18 protein-coding genes are annotated in these 21,146 nt (G+C 32.0%); 3 read left to right on the forward strand and 15 right to left on the reverse strand.

Translation table 11 applies throughout. The features are described 5' to 3' along the window. Nucleotides 1-187 precede the first annotated feature (187 nt). Nucleotides 188-1,135, reverse strand: coding sequence for a 23S rRNA (adenine(1618)-N(6))-methyltransferase RlmF (gene rlmF / locus JOOMADRAFT_RS07970; RefSeq protein WP_008612471.1), 948 nt, complete (start codon nucleotides 1,133-1,135; stop codon nucleotides 188-190). 14 nt (nucleotides 1,136-1,149) lie between these two features. Continuing rightward, nucleotides 1,150-1,632 (reverse strand): hypothetical protein, encoded by a 483-nt coding sequence (locus JOOMADRAFT_RS07975; protein WP_008612473.1) that lies wholly within the window; start codon nucleotides 1,630-1,632, stop codon nucleotides 1,150-1,152. Between the two features lie 327 nt (nucleotides 1,633-1,959). Between JOOMADRAFT_RS07975 and JOOMADRAFT_RS07980 the strand changes: the two genes are divergently transcribed. Next, nucleotides 1,960-2,487, forward strand: coding sequence for a DUF4494 domain-containing protein (locus JOOMADRAFT_RS07980; RefSeq protein ID WP_008612474.1), 528 nt, complete (start codon nucleotides 1,960-1,962; stop codon nucleotides 2,485-2,487). A 191-nt stretch (nucleotides 2,488-2,678) separates the two neighbouring features. On the opposite strand, the gene htpG is transcribed toward JOOMADRAFT_RS07980, so the two are convergent. The 6 genes from htpG to JOOMADRAFT_RS08010 all read right to left on the reverse strand — a co-directional run bounded on the left by htpG (nucleotide 2,679) and on the right by JOOMADRAFT_RS08010 (nucleotide 10,250). Next, the gene (htpG, locus tag JOOMADRAFT_RS07985; RefSeq protein WP_008612475.1) at nucleotides 2,679-4,562 is read right to left on the reverse strand and encodes a molecular chaperone HtpG; all 1,884 of its coding nucleotides are present in this window, start codon (nucleotides 4,560-4,562) and stop codon (nucleotides 2,679-2,681) included. A gap of 695 nt (nucleotides 4,563-5,257) precedes the next feature. Further along, the gene (locus tag JOOMADRAFT_RS07990) at nucleotides 5,258-5,860 is read right to left on the reverse strand and encodes an HdeD family acid-resistance protein (RefSeq protein ID WP_008612476.1); all 603 of its coding nucleotides are present in this window, start codon (nucleotides 5,858-5,860) and stop codon (nucleotides 5,258-5,260) included. 150 nt (nucleotides 5,861-6,010) lie between these two features. After that, nucleotides 6,011-6,628, reverse strand: coding sequence for a hypothetical protein (locus JOOMADRAFT_RS07995; RefSeq protein ID WP_008612477.1), 618 nt, complete (start codon nucleotides 6,626-6,628; stop codon nucleotides 6,011-6,013). Nucleotides 6,629-6,662: 34 nt separating this feature from the next. Further along, nucleotides 6,663-7,703 (reverse strand): DUF481 domain-containing protein, encoded by a 1,041-nt coding sequence (locus tag JOOMADRAFT_RS08000; protein WP_157136665.1) that lies wholly within the window; start codon nucleotides 7,701-7,703, stop codon nucleotides 6,663-6,665. A gap of 181 nt (nucleotides 7,704-7,884) precedes the next feature. Further along, entirely contained in the window at nucleotides 7,885-8,541 is a 657-nt protein-coding gene (locus tag JOOMADRAFT_RS08005) for a hypothetical protein (RefSeq protein WP_008612479.1), read from the reverse strand. Between the two features lie 155 nt (nucleotides 8,542-8,696). After that, a complete protein-coding gene (locus tag JOOMADRAFT_RS08010; protein ID WP_008612480.1) occupies nucleotides 8,697-10,250 on the reverse strand; it encodes a PepSY-associated TM helix domain-containing protein in 1,554 nt (517 codons plus the stop codon). 100 nt (nucleotides 10,251-10,350) lie between these two features. Between JOOMADRAFT_RS08010 and JOOMADRAFT_RS08015 the strand changes: the two genes are divergently transcribed. After that, nucleotides 10,351-11,229 carry an IS982 family transposase gene (locus JOOMADRAFT_RS08015; RefSeq protein ID WP_008610872.1) on the forward strand — a complete coding sequence of 293 codons (879 nt, stop codon included), beginning with the start codon at nucleotides 10,351-10,353 and terminating at the stop codon, nucleotides 11,227-11,229. Here JOOMADRAFT_RS08015 and JOOMADRAFT_RS08020 read toward each other — a convergent pair. The 5 genes from JOOMADRAFT_RS08020 to JOOMADRAFT_RS08040 form a co-directional block, all read right to left on the reverse strand. Then, nucleotides 11,226-11,531: a hypothetical protein gene (locus JOOMADRAFT_RS08020; RefSeq protein WP_008612481.1), complete on the reverse strand. Its 306-nt coding sequence runs from the start codon at nucleotides 11,529-11,531 to the stop codon at nucleotides 11,226-11,228. The genes JOOMADRAFT_RS08015 and JOOMADRAFT_RS08020 overlap by 4 nt on opposite strands. A 4-nt stretch (nucleotides 11,532-11,535) precedes the next feature. Next, nucleotides 11,536-11,865, reverse strand: a complete 330-nt coding sequence (locus JOOMADRAFT_RS08025) for a DUF3325 family protein (RefSeq protein ID WP_008612482.1) — start codon at nucleotides 11,863-11,865, stop codon at nucleotides 11,536-11,538. An 87-nt stretch (nucleotides 11,866-11,952) separates the two neighbouring features. Further along, nucleotides 11,953-12,669 carry a DUF4198 domain-containing protein gene (locus JOOMADRAFT_RS08030; protein ID WP_008612483.1) on the reverse strand — a complete coding sequence of 239 codons (717 nt, stop codon included), beginning with the start codon at nucleotides 12,667-12,669 and terminating at the stop codon, nucleotides 11,953-11,955. 11 nt (nucleotides 12,670-12,680) lie between these two features. Then, on the reverse strand, nucleotides 12,681-15,134 hold the full coding sequence (locus tag JOOMADRAFT_RS08035; protein ID WP_008612484.1) for a TonB-dependent receptor: 2,454 nt from the start codon (nucleotides 15,132-15,134) through the stop codon (nucleotides 12,681-12,683). A 201-nt stretch (nucleotides 15,135-15,335) separates the two neighbouring features. Continuing rightward, nucleotides 15,336-17,693, reverse strand: a complete 2,358-nt coding sequence (locus JOOMADRAFT_RS08040) for a TonB-dependent receptor (RefSeq protein ID WP_008612485.1) — start codon at nucleotides 17,691-17,693, stop codon at nucleotides 15,336-15,338. A gap of 82 nt (nucleotides 17,694-17,775) precedes the next feature. Here JOOMADRAFT_RS08040 and JOOMADRAFT_RS08045 point away from each other — a divergent pair, with 82 nt between their 5' ends. After that, nucleotides 17,776-18,762, forward strand: coding sequence for a helix-turn-helix transcriptional regulator (locus JOOMADRAFT_RS08045; RefSeq protein ID WP_008612486.1), 987 nt, complete (start codon nucleotides 17,776-17,778; stop codon nucleotides 18,760-18,762). On the opposite strand, the gene JOOMADRAFT_RS08050 is transcribed toward JOOMADRAFT_RS08045, so the two are convergent. Both JOOMADRAFT_RS08050 and kdsA read right to left on the reverse strand, forming a co-directional pair. After that, entirely contained in the window at nucleotides 18,763-19,953 is a 1,191-nt protein-coding gene (locus tag JOOMADRAFT_RS08050) for a mechanosensitive ion channel (protein WP_008612487.1), read from the reverse strand. It lies immediately after the preceding gene. A 72-nt stretch (nucleotides 19,954-20,025) separates the two neighbouring features. Further along, entirely contained in the window at nucleotides 20,026-20,844 is an 819-nt protein-coding gene (gene kdsA / locus JOOMADRAFT_RS08055) for a 3-deoxy-8-phosphooctulonate synthase (protein ID WP_008612488.1), read from the reverse strand. Nucleotides 20,845-21,146: the final 302 nt, after the last annotated feature.

Here is a 21,146-nt window from a genome sequence, read left to right on the forward strand (position 1 = left end):
CTTTGCACCTTTGCCACTTTGAGTTAAAAAGTTATGCTGTTATGAAGTTACGATGTTACGTAAAAAAACTGCATACTGTAACTGTCAACTGAACACTCCCGTCTTCGGTCTTCCGGCTTCAGACTTTTTTACTCACAATCACAACTTTGCCCCTCTGAATCTTTGAACCTTTTAAAGAAAAAACTGCCTACTTTCTCGAAACACGCCATTGATTTTGAGCTTCTGTGGAGAGGAATGTCCATGCTACTATGCGACTTGTTTTGTTGCCTGTACCCATTTTAATAGTTTTAAATTCTGCTACTTTTGCTTTGTCTAAAAGCTTGTAAATTCCTTTTAAATTGGATTCTTTGGAAACTAAAGTAGTAAACCACAGACAATTGTTTTGAAACATCATACTTTCTTTTATCATGTTGCCGATAAAAGCAAATTCTCCCCCTTTATAGATAAGTTCGTTACTAATTCCAGCAAAATTTAGGTCAGGATTTTTCTCTTTTTTTCCTGAGAGATTTTTAATTTTTCGTCGGGTTCCTTTTAAAGCGTCTTCTTTAGATGCATGAAAAGGTGGATTACTAATGGTAACATCTATTTTTTCATTTGTAGTTATTATCCCTTTAAAGATTTGCGTTGGGTTATTTTGTAATCTGCATTCAATTTTCCCTTTTAATTGAGGGTTTGAAGCTATAATATTTTTTGCGTTGGCAATAGATTTCTCCGCAATATCACTCCCAATAAAATTCCAGTCATATTCGGTAACTCCTAAAATAGGGTAGATGCAACTGGCTCCCATCCCAATATCTAGACAAGTAATATTGTTTTTTGAAATCTCTCCTGAATTATTAACTCTTAGTAAATCGGCAATATAATGCAGGTAATCAACTCTCCCAGGAATTGGCGGGCATAAATTAGCATCTGGAAATTCCCAGTATTCAACTCCATAATAATGGTGGAGTAAGGCTTTGTTGAGGATTTTTACAGCCTCAGGATTAGAAAAGTCAATACTTGGATTACCAGCTTTATTAGGTTTTATATAGTTTGCTAAAGAAGGTTTGCATTGTATTAACGACTCTAAATTGTATAGATTTCTATTCTTATTTCTGGGGTGAAGTTTAGATTTTTTATCAGTACCTGAAGACATCTTTAGTTATAAGTTTATACTGCGCTAATGATTGCAAGATACAGATTTGCAGCATAACCACAATAAAGGGCAAGTTCTTCAAAATTTGTTTGTTGATCAAAGTTTATCTCTTCAATTTCGTAATCGTAGTTTAATTTAGTCCATTTATTCTCAGACTTTAAAGAAAATTGTAGTTCGTTACTTGCATTAAAAACTTCAAATTTTAATTTCCACAAAGAATTATTTTTCAATATGTAATTAATTTCCTCCTCATTGTTTGTAAGTTTTATAATAATGTAACCTTTTAAATTAAAGGTGATATCCCCAATAGCCTCTTCATTTTTAAAAATATTAATTCTACTAGTCCATATATTTTTAGGCTTTAATGTAATAGTATGACTATGTAGTGTAGCTGTAGCATTTTCCGAAAACCAGTTGCTATATTTTAATTCGGTAATAGTATTGTTTTGAACTATTAAATTGAAATTACCTTTGGCAGAAGTCGATACTATTTTCATGTTTCCTATTTATAAAATTCTTCTTTGAGAGTTGTAAAATAAATAATATTAAATAAATAGTAATGTTATTTCAATGGTTATTATTTTGAATCCCTCATTGAGGGTTTTATTCCCCGACGTTCTACGTCGAAATGGATTAAAATATTTTTCCTTTGAATACCTCGTAGGCTTGCCTCGAGGTAGTTGATTCATTAAAAAAAAATCTTCAATATTCTTTAAATCAATACCTTGAAGAAATTGCCTTTAAATTGTGGATATCTATTGTAAGAATTGCTAATTCTATTTTATGGTAACGGCTATATTTGACTTCGAAAAAAAAGATATATTATGAGTGCAACTTGGTACGAATGCAAAGTAAAGTACAGAAAAACAAACGACACAGGAGTTCAAAAAATGGTTACCGAACCTTATTTGATAGATGCCGTTTCTTACACAGAAGCAGAGTCGAGAATAAATGAAGAGATGTCGGCTTATATTAGTGATGAGTTTAAAATAACAAATATAAAAGTAGCTAATTATGCCGAAATTCACCCTTTTGAAAATTCCGATCGTTGGTTTAAGTCGAAGGTAGCTTTGGTTGCTTATGATGAAGAGAGTGGGAAAGAGCGTAAAACAAATATTTATTTGCTAGTACAGGCAAATGATGTAAAAGAAGCTTATGATAACACGGTAACTGCCATGAAAAATACAATGGGAGATTATACAATTCCAGCTATTTCTGAGTCGCCTATAATGGATGTATTTCCTTATTTTTCTGGAGAAGAAGAAGATTTGGCTAGCGTAGAAGAGTTTAATAAAATTAAAGCTTCTGTACTTGTAGAAGAAGAGGAGGGAGTAGAAGCAGAAAAAATTTAATCCCTCCTAGGGGTCTAACTTTCCAGCCCTGCCCTGAGTTTATAGAGGGGCTCTGCGTGTAAATAAGTTAGATTTGTTTCTTTTAAATACCTTTTGGGCTTGCCTTTAGGTAGTTGATTATAAAAAAGGTATAAAAAAAAGGCTTCTAAAAAATTAATTTAAGAAGCCTTTTTCTGTATAATTCTAGATGCTTATTTTATCATTTCGTAGCTACGTTTTACAAAATTGGTAAGCTCTTCTCCTTTAAGCAATCCTTGAGAAAGTCTTGCTAAGTCTAAAGATTGCTTAATTAAGCGTTCTTGTTTTGCTTTTGTTTTGGTATTCAAAATGTCGTTAACAAGTTCATGGTTTGTATTTACCACCAAGTTGTACATTTCTGGCATATTGCCCATTCCAAACATTCCGCTACCTCCAGTAGCACTCATTTCTTTCATTCTACGCATAAATTCTGGTTGCGTAATAGTAAATGGAGAAGCTTTGCTATCTAAGGCTTCCAGTTGTACCGTAAATTTTTCTTTTGGAACAACTTCATCTAAAACAGTTTTTAGAGATTCCTTTTCTTCATCTGAAAGTTTAGAAATTTTCTCTTCGTCTTTTTTGATTAAATTATCTAAAGAGTCTGAATCTACACGAGTAAAAGAGATATTTTCTTTTGAAGTTTCTAATTTCTGAATTAAATGTGAAACAATTGGAGAGTCTAATAATAACACTTCATACCCACGCTCTTTTGCTTCGTTAATGTAGGTGTGCTGTGCGTCTTTATTGCTAGCATAAAGAATTACTAACTTTCCATCTTTATCTGTCTGGTTTTCTTTTATTTTCTCTTGAAGTTCTTCAAACGTAAAATAAGTGTTGTCTACCGTTGGGTAAAGCGCAAATTTATCTGCTTTTTCAAAGAATTTATCTTCAGAAAGCATTCCGTATTCGATAACTATCTTAATATCGTTCCATTTTTTCTCGAAATCTTCACGATTTTCATTGAAAAGAGATTTTAATTTATCGGCTACTTTACGAGTAATATAGCTAGATATTTTCTTAACATTTCCGTCGGCTTGTAAATATGAACGCGAAACGTTTAATGGAATATCTGGAGAGTCTATAACTCCTTTAAGCATGGTTAAAAATTCAGGAACAATTCCTTCTACATTATCTGTTACGAATACTTGGTTTTGATACAGTTGAATTTTATCTTTCTGCATCGTCATATCGTTAGAAAGCTTAGGGAAATATAAAATTCCCGTAAGGTTAAACGGATAATCTACATTTAAATGAATATGGAATAAAGGCTCCTCAAATTGCATTGGATACAACTCACGGTAGAAGTTTTTATATTCTTCTGGAGAAAGATCTGCAGGTTGTTTTGTCCAAGCTGGATCCGGATTGTTAACGATATTATCTACCGTAGTTTTTTCTTCCTTAGCATCGTCTCCTTCTCCTACAGTATTTGTTTCTTCACGGGTTCCAAATTTAATTGGAACAGGCATGAATTTATTGTATTTGGTAAGGAGTTCATTAATTTTTCCTTCTTCTAAAAATTCTAATGAATCTTCGTTTATATGAAGAATGATCTCTGTACCACGTACTTTTTTGTCAGTTTCTTCTAAAGAATATTTCGGAGAACCATCACAACTCCAATGAGCAGCAGGCTCATCTTTGTATGATTTAGTAATAATTTCAACGGTATCTGCAACCATAAATGCAGAATAGAAACCGAGTCCAAAATGACCAATAATTCCGCTGTCTTTAGCAGAATCTTTATATTTATCTAAAAATTCTTCAGCTCCAGAAAAGGCAACCTCATTGATGTATTTTTGTACTTCTTCTGCTGTCATTCCTAATCCTTGATCAATAATATGAAGTTTTTTAGCCTCTTTATCTATCTTTACTTCAATGATAGGATTTCCATATTCTACGCCAGGCGCTTCTCCTATATTAGTAAGGTGCTTTAATTTAAGAGTTGCATCGGTAGCATTGGAGATAAGCTCTCTTAAAAAGATTTCATGGTCGCTGTATAAAAACTTTTTTATCAGCGGAAAAATATTTTCAACAGACACATTGATATTTCCAGTTGTCATAGGTAAAGTATTTTTTTATGAATTAATTTCTAATTCTTAATAGTCAAAAAAAATACCAATTGATTAACAGTGACAAGATGACAGCGATTTAATTTGTTCTTCCTTGGAGCGCGATACTAATTTTAACAAAATATTTTGTTTAACGATTAGTGTTTATTATTAAACGTTTGTTATCTTAGTGAGAGAAAAATATGGGATGAATCGCTATGAAAAAGAAGATTAACATCCTCCATATACAGATTTTTATAATTGGTTAGGTTGTTTAAGAGCGCATAACAGTTTTATGGTTATGCGCTTTTTTATTTGTTCCTAAATATGTTATAAAAACCTACATTTTTATTATAAACCATTAATGTTTGATTAAAAATACAAGACCGCTTCGCTGTAAGAGAAAAGAACAAAGACTAAATCTTAACTATTATAAAATGAGTAGTTTAAATAAATAACATTAGTAAACTCCTCCTTTTATTCATTTTTCTTAATAGCAAGGGGGTTATTTTAAAAACCTTTATTAACCCTTGATATAGGTGGAATGCAATAAACGCTGCCCGCATTTATCGGACAACAATAATTATAAACCAATTTTAAGTCAAAAATATATTAAACTATTTTCCTTTTAATACCTCGTAGGCTTGCCTCAAGGTAGTTGATTGTAGTTTGGTTTTATTAAGATGTATACTAATGTATTTGTAGGCTTAATCTCTTAATTTTTGTTTGGTTTCGTCTATTTCTTCTTTAAAACCTTCCACTTTGTCTTTAAGCCATTTACTTCCTTTTCTTAGTTTAAAAGCAATAATAATCATTACAATTCCTATTAAAAGAGCAGCAAAGGCAATAATCCACATAATATAACTTATTCCTAAAAGTGGGGAAGAAGCAATAATAAGTCCAAAAATTACAGAGAGTGTTCCTCCAAGGATAATCCATCCTTCACCTTCAATTTCTTTACGGACTTGAATTCCCATAGCTATTCTGCTAATTCCTCCAAAAATGAACCAAAAAGCTACAGTAAATCCTACAATTAAAAGGGTAAGCCCCGGCATGTTTAATAAAATAATACCAAGAAATAGGCTAATAGCTCCTTCTAAAAGAATAAGCCATTTATCTTCTCGTTCCTTCCAACTAGCAAAAGCAGCAAGAATGGTAAAGATTCCATCGGCAATCATTAAAATAGCAAACCAAATGGCAAGTCCTGTTGCAGAAATAACAGGGTTCATAAAAATAAGAATAGCAAAAATAACTAGAATTAGTCCTTTTATAGCCAACGCCCACCAGTTTTTTGTAAGAGATCTAAGCATGAGTACTTGTTTTTAGTGTTAATCCCTCATTGAGGGTTTTATTCTTCAAAGCCTATCCAGAGTTTACGAAGGGCTCTACGTCGAAATAGATTAAATTATTTTCCTTTGAATACCTCGTAGGCTTGCCTCAAGGTAGTTGATTTTTTATAGTTAAAACTTCTTTCCGTATACTAATCCTATCGAAAAGGTATCATAATATTTTTTGTTATTGTATGAGAAACTAATAGAGAGTTCTTTGGAGTCTTTTTCAAGAATAACATATTCTGTAGCTAGATGTAGAATTGGTAAAGTTTCGTTTTTATCGATATCAAGACCACCACCAGCTATGGCAGTCCATTTAGGGAGTATTTCGTACACAGCTCCAACCGCTAATGATAATGCATTCTCTCTTTCTAACTCTGCGTTTTCATCATCTTTCTCTACTTTATATTTTACAATTTCAATATCGTTGTAGGTTCCAATACCCCATTTTTCTGTAAACCAGTACTCGTAAGAAAAACCAATTGATGGAACAAAAATTGTTTCTTTTTCTCCGGTGTCTTCATCTTCTCCTTGAGGAATCCAACTATACCCTAAAAATAAAGCCAGTTTATTTCTTTTAAATTCTTCAGACTCTTCAAAAGCTTCTTCTGCATTAAATTCTAACTCTTCTTCAGACTGATTTCCATTTTCTGTTTCTTGAGCATTTACACCAACTGCAATCATTGTAAATACAAAAAAGATAAAATAACTCTTTTTAAAGGCTTTTAAAAAATGTAATTTTTTCATGGTTTACGGAGTGTTATAACTTAAACGCTAACTTTTATAATTCCCAACCAAAAGTGGTTTGAAAAATATAATCCACTTTGGCAGCACTTTCAATAGGTTTGCTATCAAAGTTGTGAGTAAATCCTAGTTTTATAAAAAATTCATAAGGCAAATCATATTTAAGATCTAAAGTAAAATCGGTTCTTAACCTTCCAGATTCGGTTAAACTAGGGTAGGCAACTAGATTAGTATACAAGCTAATATCATCAAAATCAAACATGTTTAATTCTAACCCTAAATAGGCCTCTAAACTATTTCTTTCCGTATTAAATTCGTCCGAAAAACGTTCGTTGTTCCATGCTAAACCAGTTCCAGCTCCAAAATATACTCTATTGGAATGAATAAAATATTTACCAGCACCCCCTTTAATAGTGGTTCGTAAGTCCAATTTTTGTTCGTCGTTTGATAAGAAATCACCAGATAATGACAAAAACCAATCATTTTTCAGGAAATATTTGGCACCAATATTTGCATCGGTACGATTAGTTTCTGGAACACTATCTTGTTTACTTACCACAGAATTATAGCTTGCATTAGCTCCCCATGTATCGGCAATATAACCGAGGGTACTTCGAACTGTAAACTGACTCAAATTATTGCTTTTTGTAAAGTTGTAACCAACCGAAAGAGAAGCGCTAAGTCTTGAGAAAAAACTGGTTTTTATTGCTTTTATATAAACAATATCACTAATATTTACAGTTACTTTTTCGTTGATACTTGTTAGATCTACAACCCCAGTATCTTTTGCTTTTGTATGAAGATCTGTATTAAGCCTTACACCATTGTTAAGTGTTACTAAATAATATTGGCTACTACTTATTTTTTTAACCTTAATCCATTTAATTGTAAAATCGCTGTCGCTATAATCTGTTTCTATAGAAAGCACTCCATTTTTCATTTCTTTAATTTCTCCAACAATAATATCCCCATTGTCTAGCGCAAGGGTGTCTGCCGTTTGAGCGTAACTGATTTGAAAACTTATAAAAACAGAAAAAGCGATTAAAAATTTTATAAGCATATGGTTAGTTGTATGCATATTTTCAATAAAAATTAAATTAATTTACCTTTTATGGATAGGGAGGGGGAAAGAATTTTACCGAGAAAAGATTCTTTTTTTGTACGGTACTATAAATATAGCAGATATTTTTAAATGTAAAAAACGGTTATGGTAATTAATTACCATAACCGTTTTTATATTGTATTGTTTTTTAAAAAAGTTATTTCAACTTAGCAAGGATTCCATCTTTTTGTAATCTTCCTACAATAGCATCGGTATATCCTTTTGTAAAATCTTCAATGTTATTAGGATTGTATGTTTTTGATTGTGCAGACCAGATTAACTCTTGGCTTTGCGCATCATAAATATTTGTTTCAATGTAGTAAACTTTATCTGTTGTATAATATCCTGGGTCGTATCCAAAACCATATGCATAGTTATAGTACCCGTAGAAGTTTCCGTAGTAACCATATCCCATTGGGTTGTATAAACCATACGCATTAGTAGAACCTTGAACATATCTAGTTTCATCTTCTTCATGACGTAGTGTTACCGTTAAAATAGCTTCACTTTTAGATGCTTTAATTCCATCTAATAAAACTTCTTTTGAAGGTTTGTTATCTTTTGTAAAAGTTCCAGGAAATACATCATGACTTTTAGTGGCTGTAATTCCTCTTTGGGTCATTTGAAATCCTAATTCATTTTCAATAATTGTTTTATTAGGAACGTTTCCTGTAATAGCTGCTATAAAAACACTTTTATATTGTTTAGTAGCAAAAGCTTCTTTATTTGCCCAAGAAGCTGTAATGTCTGTAGTAGTTCCACAAGCATATACTAATACAAGCGCTAAAATTGGAACGATAAATTTTTTGTTCATAACGAATAATTTTTATGCTAATTTAGATTTATTTTTTCTAAAATACTAAATTTAAAATGATGAATAGTTATTACTTTTCTTACATGAAGATATGAAATTATCTTCAAAAAATGCATTCAGTTTTTTTGAAACTTACTTTTAGAGTTCCATTATTTTTAATGTGATGTTTCTTTTTTCTTAATCTTAAATGTTACTAATAGCGTAATTATTGCAAGAATTAACCAAAAAACATCAATAAAGAAAGACTGAAATTGTCCGTTATTATATGCTAACCAAAACCAGTTCCCTGTTACAATTCCATTTGTTATGGGTACGAAAAAACCTATAATACTTCCAGAAAGTAAGGCGTATTTATTAGTAAAATAAAGACTCTTTCTAAAAATAAAACCTAGAGAAATTATAAGCCATCCAATAAAATAGAACTGATAAATAAAAGTTTGATCAACAGGCCCAAAAGCTTTTACTGCAATAAATGTTAATGCTGTAATTGGATACATAGCCATACTGATAGCCAAATAAATATTTACTAAGGCAGTATTGAATTTTCGCTTTTTCTCTGGTACATTTTTTTTATCTCTAGCAACTAGCCAAATTAGTACTCCAGAGATAATTACAAAACAAGAAATAAGCCCCAAAATAAAACTAATAATCCTAATAGAAAAACCACCATAATCTCCATAATGCAAACGATACATTATGTTTTTTACCCCATCCAAATAAGAAGTATCTGTAAACGGATTTTTCTCTGCAAGAACCTCTCCATTAGTTGCTTGGTATATTATTTTGCCGTTTCCAGTAAATTTCTTTTTTCTGTCTAACTCTCCTTCAACAGCAATTCTCATGTCTGCATCTCCAAAGTTATAAATATGAACATGAGAAATGTTGAAATTGTTCCATTTTTGCCTTGTTTGTTCTATGTATTTTTCTACTGAAGGAACTGTTTCTAATTCTTTATAAGCAAGAGGAACAGGTTTGTCAAAATATTCTAGGTCTTCGTATAATTTTTGTTGATTTTCATCATAAAGAAGCATAACGCTAGGTGCTGCCATGAGTAAACTCAGCATAAAAAAAGCTCCAGTAACTGCATATACAAATTGAAAAGGAAGCCCAATTAATCCTAATGCAGTGTGTGCATCTGTCCAAATTGTTTTAAGTTTTGTTTTTGGTCTGAAGATGTAAAAATTGGAAACAATTTTATCCCAATGAATAAGGACGCCTGTTATAATTGCAAATAGAAAAAAGAAAGCAATAAATCCAGAAAGGTAATATCCAAAAGGGTAGGGGATCTGAGCAAAAAAGTGCAAACGATATAGAAACTCCCCTAAGGTATAAGATTCTATATAATTATAAGTATTAAATGTTTTGGTGTCTAGATAAAAGAAAGCTCCCGTTTTTGCATTTTCTGTAGCTAAGGAATCTTTGGAAGCCGACATATTAATATCTAGCCTACGTTCGTTATAATGCTTTCCTATTTCGAGATCTCTTCCGTAGAGTGTGTAATTTTTTTCTATGGAATCTATAACCTTATCAATATTTAAGGTAATTCCAGTTTCTATAGGAGTAACCTCTTCATTTTTTTGCCAGTTGGCAATTTCATCTCTAAAAAAAGAAAATGAACCAGTAAAGAAAATAACAAACAGAGCGGCACTAATAATAATACCACTAATAGTATGTAAATGAAAAAATATATTATAGGAACGCTTGTTCATTTTATGGTTGAATAATAGGGTTATAACCCGTTGTGCATTTAGAAAAAGTTGTGCAAACTGCTAAAATGCAGTAAATTGTAGTAACCACACTATAATTTATATGCACAACTTTCAAGCAAATTACGACAAAATCCTCAAGGTTTTAAAAGAATTGGATTGTAAAATGGATTATTTACATCAAATCCGTAAACCTAAATTAAGAGATAAAGAGCTTATAGCTATTGATTTAACATCAGAATATATGAGTGTTGATAGTGAATGCCAGCTTTTTCGAATGTTACCTGCTGGTCTATCCAGCAAAATAGAGCGCAGTGTCTACAATAGAAGAAAGCGTAAGTTGTTTTCTTTTAGAGAATCACTTCGCAAGGCATTAGTGAGAAAGTTGAATAAATCTGAGCATTGTTATATTGTTGACAGTATGCCGTTAGAGGTCTGTAAATTATCAAGAAGCGCTAGAAGTAAGATATGTAAAGAACAAAACTACAGTCTGCCCGAAAAAGGATATTGTGCAAGTCAATCAAGCCATTATTATGGATATAAATTACATGCTGTCTGTTCTGCTCAGGGTGTTATCGAAAGTATGGATATTAGTCCAGCCTCTGTGCACGATATTAATTATTTAAAGGATATAAAGCATCAATTAAGTGATTGCATATTACTTGGTGATAAAGGGTATTTGTCGGCTGAATATCAATTGAATTTATTTGAATATCATAATATTAGACTTGAAACCCCTATGAGAACAAACCAGCATAACTATAGGGAGCAGCCGTACGTTTTTAAGAAATCCAGAAAGCGTATTGAAACATTGTTTTCTCAACTTTGCGACCAATTTATGATTCGAAGGAATTATGCTAAATCTTTTGAGGGATTCAAAAACAGAATATTATCTAAGATTACGGCTATGACGGTCATTCAATATATAAACATATTTGAATTCAACAGAAATATCAATAACCTAAAAATCAATATTGCCTAAATGCACAACGGGTGGTTATATATTTTTCCTAAATACAGGATTGCATAAAATACTCCGCTTAATAAGAGGTATAGTGCCCATATTTTCAAGCCATTTTTAGCTAGAAAAGCTACTATCATTAAGGTAGCCCAAAGGATGAACCCTGTAAAAGTTGAAGAGATCATTACATTGACGTGGTTTAACCAGACTGCTAATGCTAAATGAAAAGTAATGGTAACCATATAGCCGCCAATAAAACCTGCAGATATTTTAGCCAAACGTTGCCATGGAGAGCTCGTTAAATATTTTTTATTAGCTGGCATAAGTTTAAATAATAAAATTTTCTATTACCAAAGTGCAAACAAAAACCACTAAAAGAGTTTTGTAGTTCATAAGTTTTAATGGAGTTAATAAAATAACTAAGCTACCAAGTGTCATTAAAACAATAAACCATAAAAATGTACCAGTTGCAAACCCTTCCGTTAGAATAGATAATCCTAACCCTATTAATAGCAAAAATACACCTGTTAACTTTAGAGGTTTATAGCGCTGTTGTATCCAAAGGTCAATTTTGGAATTATTTAAAGCTGCTCTTTTAGAACTGCTATATAGTGTGTAAAACCCTAAAAAAATAAATAAAATAGTTAAAGTAGTCATTGGTTTATTATTTATGGTTTGTTTTTTGGTGTAAACAAAGACAACTCTGAGGGTAATTCAGAGTTGTTTTTGCTAAGTCAAATATGGTTATTCTGGAATACAATAGGTAGCACAATGCCATACAAATTGGTAATCCTCTCCATTATAAGAGCCAGGAACTTCTTCTTTGTAGGTAGTTTCTAAAATGTATTTTGTATCCCATGGTTGTTTGAAAGAAATATATCCTTCTTCATCACTATGTAAAGTTTTAGACCATTGGTCTGAAACAAAAACGGTTACTTCATTTTTTGCCAAAGGCTTATTTTTATAAAGCACCTGAAGTTTTACTTCTTCATCATTAGAAGCTATTCTTTTTACGGTAATTCCTTCTTCATTTTGCGCTGCAGTGTCGTTGCTGTTGTTTCCTACGTTTACATTAGCTACAGAATGATAATGAGTTTTAAAAATTCCGAAGTCGTACTGCGTATAATCAATTACGTCAACTTCATTGTTATTTAGAAGGATGGTGTAAGTTCCTTCTTCTGTAGGAGTAAAAGCGGTTAAGTAAAAAGTTTCTTTAGCAGAAGTTTCCAAAGGAGTTTTTACTCCAGATGGAGAAACTAACCAAACAGTAAATTTATTTACATTTGAAAAGGCGTCCCCTTCAACTTTTTCAATAACGCCATACGTATATTCACCAAAGTGTACTTTTACTTCTTGTTCTTTTCCTAATTCTCCGTTGGTATTTGTTTCAATCCAAAGGTAATGTGCAAAAGTATTGGTAGTTGCAAGTAAGAAAATTGCGATTGCTATTATTTTTTTCATGGTATATTTAATTAAAAGTTATAAGTAAAGTTTGCAGAGAATGATCTTGGCATTTGCGGACTCACAGTAGACCAACCAGTGTAATATTCTTCGTTTGCAATATTGTTTAATTTAAGAGTAATGCTAAAGTCTTTTACTTCGTAAAATATAGACGCATTTAAAACTGTATATTCAGGAACTGTAAATGTACCGGCTAAGTTTCTGTTAAAAATCATATTATCACTAGCATAGTTTCCTCCAAAACCTGCACCAAAACCTTTTAAAGAACCATTGTAAAAATGGTAGCTAGCCCATAAGTTAGCCAAATTTTGAGGTCCTGCTTGTTCTGGTCGTTTATTAACAAAATCTTCCGCACCTTCGGTAACTTTACTGTCGTTATAGCTATAACCAGCAATGATATTTAATCCTTCAATAGGGTTGGCAGTAATACTTGTTTCAAAACCTTTACTGTACTGTTCTCCTCCCTGAGAGTAGGTGGTAGGACTTGTGCTTAAAACAATGTTACTTACTTTTATATCATAGTAACTTAAAGTGGCAGCAAGCTTGTTTTCAAATAAACTCAGTTTTGTTCCAACTTCAAATTGATTTGCTTTTTCAGGATCAAAACTTAGTGTTGTAGTTGTTTCTCCATCTTGAACAATTCTTGGAGCAACATTGCTAAATCCATTCATATAATTAGCAAAAATTGAAACCTTGTCTAAGATTGGTTGGTAAATTAATCCGAATTTAGGAGACAGCGCAGTTTGCTCGTGTGCATCATTAGAGAAATGATCAAGTCTTAAACTAGCCATTGCAGATAACTGAGGCAGAAAGTAAATAACATCAGATACATATGCACTGTATATTTCTTGTTTCGTCTCGCTGTATTGAGCGCTTGGATTTCCTAATGTAGCAATACTAGCATCTGCACCAGCTTGTGTTAAAATACCTGTATCGTCAACAAAACCATCATTCATTGGAGTTCCAAATTGTTGGTGAAGAGCAGGAGCAACAGCAGCAAACTCGTCATTATTAGTACCTATATAAACAAATCCTTGGTTTGCATACCCTGTACTATTGTTAATAATACGTTGATTGTAATAATCCAATCCTGCAACCATTTTGTTTTTCAAGTTTCCTAAATTGAATTCTCCAATAAAGTTTTGTTGGATATCTACTCCTGTTTTTTCTGAATTTTGTTTGCTTGTATAACGAGAAAGGATAATCCCATCGTTAATTGGAGAAACTTGATCTACGGTATTTGTTATTTCATATAAATACGAATAATACCCATTAGATTTTGCACTCGAACTCGATATAGCTGTTTGTGAAGTCCAATTATCGCTCAATTTGTAACGCATTTCCCCTTGAACACTAAACGTAGGGTTTTTAATTGTTAAATCGTTACTGGTGTAAGAACGGTTATTATCATAGCCTAATTCATCAATATTATGCACCCTTAATTCTGCACCTCTATCTAGAAATAACATAGTTTGGTTAGTATTTTCTCCACTGTAAAATTCAGTGTTGATATTGAAAGTCAATCGGTCGTTTGCTTTGTAAGCTAGAGACGGAGCTACATAAATAGATTTTTTTAAGCCTGCATCCTGAAAACTATTTTGGGTATGATAGGCAGTATTAATACGAAGCGCTACAGTTTCTTCTTCATTTAATAAAGTATTGATGTCTGCAGTAACACGGTTTAATCCATAGCTTCCTCCAGTATAAGAAATACTTCCTCCAAATCCGTCAAAATGTGGACGCTTTGTGTTTACATTTATTAATCCACCATAAGAAATTAGACTACTCCCATATAAAGTACCCGATGGGCCTTTTATAATTTCTACATTTTCAATATTTGCAGGATCCATAGTTCCGTTGGTTAAACTAGGTAATCCATTCATCATGGTTGGTTGTACCGCAAAACCTCTTAAAGAGTAATAACCGCCACCATCGCCACCACGACCTGTAGATTCCCAAAGTTTGTATATACCAGGTGCATTTTTTAACGCATCTTCAAAATTTGTAATAACTTGTTCGTTTAATAACTTGCTCGAAACGGTATTGTATACTTGTGGGTTTTCAATGTCTTTTAGAGGAAGTTTAGAGACAATAGTGCTTTCTGATCTGTAAAATTTATTCTTTTTATATCCTTCTAAAACTACTTCTCCAAGCTCTTCACTCTTTTCAATAATTTCAATAGTACCTATATTGGTAGTTTGGTTGTTGTAAACACGAATATCTTTTGAAGTGGTTCTAAACCCAATATAGGATACTTTTATTTTATATCTTTTTGCTGGAACGTTTTCAATTTCAAAATAACCAGATTCATCTGTGTTAATTCCAATATTTGTTCCTGTTAAAATTATATTTGCGCCAGGAATAACTTCCCCGCTGTTGGAAATTACTTGCCCTTTAATTTGCCCTTGTTGAGCAAAAACAAAAGAGGTAATAGTTAAGAATAGTATAGTAACTATATTTTTCATGTATTCAATTATTATTTGTATTTGGTCTAAATAAACTAGACCGCAAATTTAAAAAAGCTACTACATCATTAGTGACGCGATATGGATAAAAAAAGACGTGATTTTATTAATTATGATATTAATAATCTTTTAAAACCGATATTGGTATACTGATGTAGTAGCTAGATATAGATTCTTAAAATATGGCTTTAGAATTATTTTTTAGAACCTATAAGCAATAGTTATTCTTCCGTTTATGCCTGGTTCACTTTGCCAATACAGGTAATCTGCATACGCGGAACCAGAATATAGATATTCGTCTAAAATATTATTAATATTCAAATTCACTCTAAAATGATCATTAGTCCAGAATAAGCCCCCATCCATTCTAAAATAGTTAGGTAATTCAGATTCATTATCGGCAGCCCATGCCCATGTAGCACGATCTACTTGATACTGGTATCCAAGAGAAGCTCCAAATCCTTGTAATGCAGTTCCGGGTTGGAAGGTATAATTTACCCATCCATTGGTAATGTGTTTTGCGTGTCCTGCAACGCGAGTTCCTATATTTGTAGGATCGGTATCTTTTGTAATCTCTACATTAGTATTTGCGTAATTTAATACTACGTTAATAGCAGGAGAAATCTGTCCTTGCATATCAAATTCAAAACCTTTAGACTGCACTTGTCCTGTTTGTGTTGAGAATCTGTAGTTTCCATTTTCATCTGTATGTTCTATATCTTGAACTAAATAATTGTTTTTAGTAATTTGATATACCGAAAAGCTTGTGTTAAGATTACCATTAAACCATTCTTTTTTCAATCCTCCTTCAATATCTGAGGATTCTAATGGATCGAATTTCTTATTGTCATAGCTTTGTCCGTATTGTGGAGTGAAAGCCTCATCATACAAACCGTAAGCTGTAAATCCAGGTAATATTTCGAAATTTAGACCTATTCTAGGAGTTATTTTAGCATCTTGACTTTGACTTCCGTAAGCAAAAATAGAAGCATCGTTATAGCGTGCTGCTAGAGTTAAACGAAGACGGTCTTTAAACATCCATAATTCATCTTGTAAATAAAACGCATTGTATTTATTTCCTTGGTAGTTTCCTTTCCCTCTTTCTTTTACAGATTGCGTTCTATCAAATTCAGGATATACTGCATTTCCATATACAGGGTTGTAGATATTAAAAGGACCATTTACATCAAAAGTACCTCCTTGTCCCCAATCGGCCCAATATTGTAAATATCTATAATCAAAACCTCCCATTACTTTGTGCTTAATACTTCCTGTATTAAACTCTCCGTTAAAATAAACTTGGGCTAATTCGTTAGTACTTACGGCATCCCAAATAGAAACACCTCTGTAGAAATCGCCATTTCCAGGAACAGAAGTAGGCCAAGCTGAAGATCCTTCTACCGTATAATCCATATACATATATTGCCCTTGGATTGACCATTTGTCGTTAAAGTTATGTGTTACATTTGCTAAAATGCTTAATTCTACTATTTCAGATTGTGGGAAATCTTCATCTAAAAAAGTAAAATCTTGGTCTAAACTTCCAAAACCATCTTCTACTGGGGCAAATATGTATGCTGCTCCAGTTATTTGATCAGACTCTTGGTAAGTAAATTCAGTAGTAACAGATGTTTTATCAGAAATTTCATATTTAAGAGAAGGCACGATACTTAATCGACTACTTTCTTCGTACTCTCTAAAAGACTCGTTATTCTCATACATTCCATTCAAACGGTATTGTAGTTTTCCGTCTGTAGTTAAAGAACCACCAGAATCAAAAGTGCCTCTATAACTATTAAAGCTTCCAGCAGTAAAAGATATTTCGTTAATGCTCTCTTTTACAGGTTTTTTAGTAACAACATTGTAAAAACCTCCAGGCTCTCCAGCAGATAACATAAATCCAGCAGGACCTTTTACAAATTCTATGTTTTGCACCATAGACATATCTTCAGATAATGGTCCCCAAGGCAACTCTACATTCATTCCATTTCTAAAAGCAGGAAGCTTAAATCCACGCATATTAATACGTGCAAAAGTTCCCCAATGTTCTATCATTTGAGCTCCACTCACGTTTCTAGTAACATTTTCCATCATACTAATTAAGTTTTGATTCTTGATTAGTTGATTGCTAATTATTTGAATGTTTTGAGGTAAATCCAAAACTTCTGTCTTTAAACGGAGGGAAGAAGATGGTTGTTTTACTAGGAAATCTGCATGCCCGTTTCCATTTACAACTACTTCATCTAAGGCTTCTGTAGATTCTTGAAGAACAATTGTTCCTAGCTGTGTAGTGTTGTCGTTTTGAACATTTACTTCAATTTCTTTACTAACAAAACCAATGTATTTTGCTACTAGGGTATAATTTCCAGCAGCTATAGCTTTTAAATTAAAAGCACCATTGTAGTTGGTTTCTGTCCCTTTGTTAGTATTTTTGAGCATTATATTAGCCATAGAAATTGGAGTGCCATTTTCTGTGGTAACTTTTCCTTTAATGTTTCCTTCTTGTGCATAGGAAAGCATTGAGAGTGCTAAGAATAAAATGGTAAATAGATGTTTCATCTTTTAGATTAGTTATTTATATTTGGTCTAAATAAAGTTGAAGGCAAATTTAGAAAAGCAAACGCAGCATTAGTGACGCGATATGGAAAAAAAAAGACGTGATTTTATTAATTGTGAATTAATCAATCTTTTAAAAGAAGAAAAGGGCTTTAAGGATATAATTGCTTTCAGTTCTTTATCGGAAAACGAATTTGATTATGAATATTCAGAATATAAATTACATCCTAAATATGGAAAGGGGTCTATTTTATATACAAAAATAGATGGAGTTTCTATACATGCTAGCAATATAGAGCTTGAAAGAGATCTTGTTTTTTATGATGAATATCAAGAGGATGTTTTACAAATGTCTTATTTAATTGATGGAGAAAAAATTATTTCATTACGAGGGAATACTGATATTTTAAATGAAAGTCAGGAATGCTATACTTCTAGAATTGAGCAATTTAAAGGCTATGTCCGTTTAACAGGAGGAAAGCCTTTTAGGGAAATTAGAATTACAATTCCGATAACGTATTTAAAAAAGCGAGGAATTACAGATATATCGGTTTTTAACTCTTTTACAGATACAAATATAATCCAGCCCATAGCCAATAATATATTGTCTATTTTAATGAGTATGCAAGAGACCGAAATGAATGGTATTAGTAGGCGTTTGTATTTAGAGTCTAAAGTTATTGAGTTATTAGCAATACAAATAGAGCGCTATAAAAATGGTGTTGTAGCAAAAGTTGGAACGAGTCAGGATAAGATTTTGAAGAAATTATATGCGGCTAAGCAATTGATGGAAGAAAATATCGATAAAAATTATTCTATTAAGGAAATGTCGAGGGTTTTAGCACTTAATGAATATGTTTTTAAAAAGGAATTTAAAAGAGTTTTTGGGTGCGCTATTAATGAGTATTATACAAAAGAGAAGATGAATAAAGCTTCCGATTTATTAATTGCAACACAACTTCCAATTTATGAAATAGCTGAAAAAATTGGATACAAAAATGCCACACATTTTAGTGCGGCATTTAAGCGTTTTTATAAGAAAACCCCTAAAAAATATAGGAGTAGTTTGTAGTTATTCCTCTTTGTTTGAAGGAGATTTAGATTTCATTTTTTGAAGAATTTCCTTAAAATGTTCGCCTGCAGCTTCTCTTCCTCCAAGCCCATAACTTAAAGCAACTGTTACTGCCAATGCTCCAATAATAAAAGTAAAGGCAATTTCTACAATTTCGTTAGCTATGCCCATGGCTCTTAAGGAAATGGTAATGAATAATGCTAAAGATGCAGCTCTAACAATTCCAGCAATAAAATTATTATTGTTTGATTTTGAAACCATATTATAAATAAGCAACGAGATGTAATTACCAATGGCTAGAATTAAAAGGCCAAAAATAATTTGTCCAGTAAGGGTTAGAATCTCATTTAAAATATAGGTAAGATGGTCTAATTGTAAAATTTCTACAGCAGTAATAATTCCGAAGAAAACAATAAAAAAGTAACAAACATTAGATACTATTTTTGCTAATGATTGTTTTTCTCCTATGATTTTATGCAGCTGAATTTTTTCTGATAGGCTGTCAAGTTTTAAGCTTTTAAGTAAATCTTCAATAAGGTTGGTAAGGTATTTTCCTCCCCAAATAAAAAGAACTAGAATGGCAGATGCTACTAATACTTCTCCGATTAAATTGGTAAATTTTAATAAAATGTTATTAGCAGGTTCCGATATGGATTTAATATTTAATGCATGGAAAGCTTGAATTAAAAAGGGTACAAAAATTAAAATAAAGATTACTTTTTGAACAATATTAACAAGCATTTCTGTGTCTTTAAATCCTGTTTTATCTATCAATTTATCAAGAAATGATCCTCCTAAATTGATAAGGTTTGAAACGAATTTTGCTAATAAGTAACCGGCAAAAGCAATTAGGAATCCTGCAATAATACTCGGAATAAAACTTAAAATTTCGGCTACCATATTTTCAAGCGGAGTAAGTACTTGACTTACGCCTAGTAGTTCCAGTACCACCATAATTACAATAATCATGATAACATAATAAAATATATTGCCTAAAAAAATGTTGGTATTGCCGAGGTCAGTTTTACTCAGAATTTTTTCATCCAAAGAAGTTTTCTTTAGTATTTTTATAACAACAGCTTTTACTCCACGAGCAATTAACCATCCAATAAATAAAACGATTATGGCTCCCAGAATACTGGGCATGAAACTTAAAATTTTCTCAGTAATTAAGTGTATAGTTTCTCTCATGTCAATTATTTTTTAATTAATTGACAATATAGCAGAAAATATATTCTATTTCAAGTTAAATATACTATTATTTTAAAAATTATTTATGGTCTGTCTAATAGCAATTAATTGATTTAAGAGGTTTTCTAGTAAGTCTAAATGGAGCATATTTGCTCCGTCACTTTTTGCATTTGCAGGGTCAAAATGAGTTTCCATAAATAAACCATTTACACCTGCTGCAATTCCAGCTTTTGCAATAGTTCCAATCATTTCTGGACGTCCTCCCGTTACGCCACTGCTTTGGTTAGGTTGTTGTAGAGAGTGTGTAACATCTAATACAACAGGCGCATATTGTTTCATGGTTGGGATACCTCTAAAATCTACAATCATGTCTTGGTATCCAAACATAGTTCCGCGGTCTGTAATTACAGCTTGTTCATTGCCGCAATCTAATACTTTTTGTACGGCATGCTGCATGCTTTCAGGACTCATAAATTGTCCTTTTTTTAAGTTGATGGTTTTTCCTGTATTGGCAGCAGCAACTACCAAATCGGTTTGGCGCACTAGAAAAGCTGGAATTTGTAAAACATCCACATATTCGGCAGCCATTTCAGCATCACTTATTTCATGAATATCTGTAACTGTGGGCACATTAAAAGTTTCAGAAACTTTTCTTAGTATTTTAAGTGCTTTTTCATCGCCAATTCCCGTGAAAGAGTCAATACGACTACGATTAGCTTTTTTGAAACTTCCTTTAAAAACGTATGGAATTTGGAGTTTATCGGTAATAGCAACTGCTTTTTCTGCAATTCGCATTGCCATTTCTTCTCCTTCAATAGCACATGGACCTGCTAATAAAAAGAAATTGTTGCTATTTATATGTTTTATCTGTGGAATGTTCTCTAATTTCATGTGTTTATTTTATTGTTTTTAACGGTCACATGGAACATCCAAATAATCATTTCAATGTGTGTCTAAAATTTAGACATGGATGTTTCATTTCAATAAGAATTATAAAACAAAGATACTCTTTTATGAAATAATTTGTTTGCTGATTAATTAAAGATTAATGAGATTTTCTTTATTTAGAATAAAGCATTGATACTTTGCTGGTTATAGATACGATGGGAATTTGTTAAAACGATTGTAATGAGTTAATAATCAAATAATTAAATATTTTTGATTTTATGCTTCATCTAAAATAAATATACATT

The organism is Galbibacter orientalis DSM 19592, from assembly GCF_000260115.1.
GTDB classification, from domain to species: domain Bacteria; phylum Bacteroidota; class Bacteroidia; order Flavobacteriales; family Flavobacteriaceae; genus Galbibacter; species Galbibacter orientalis.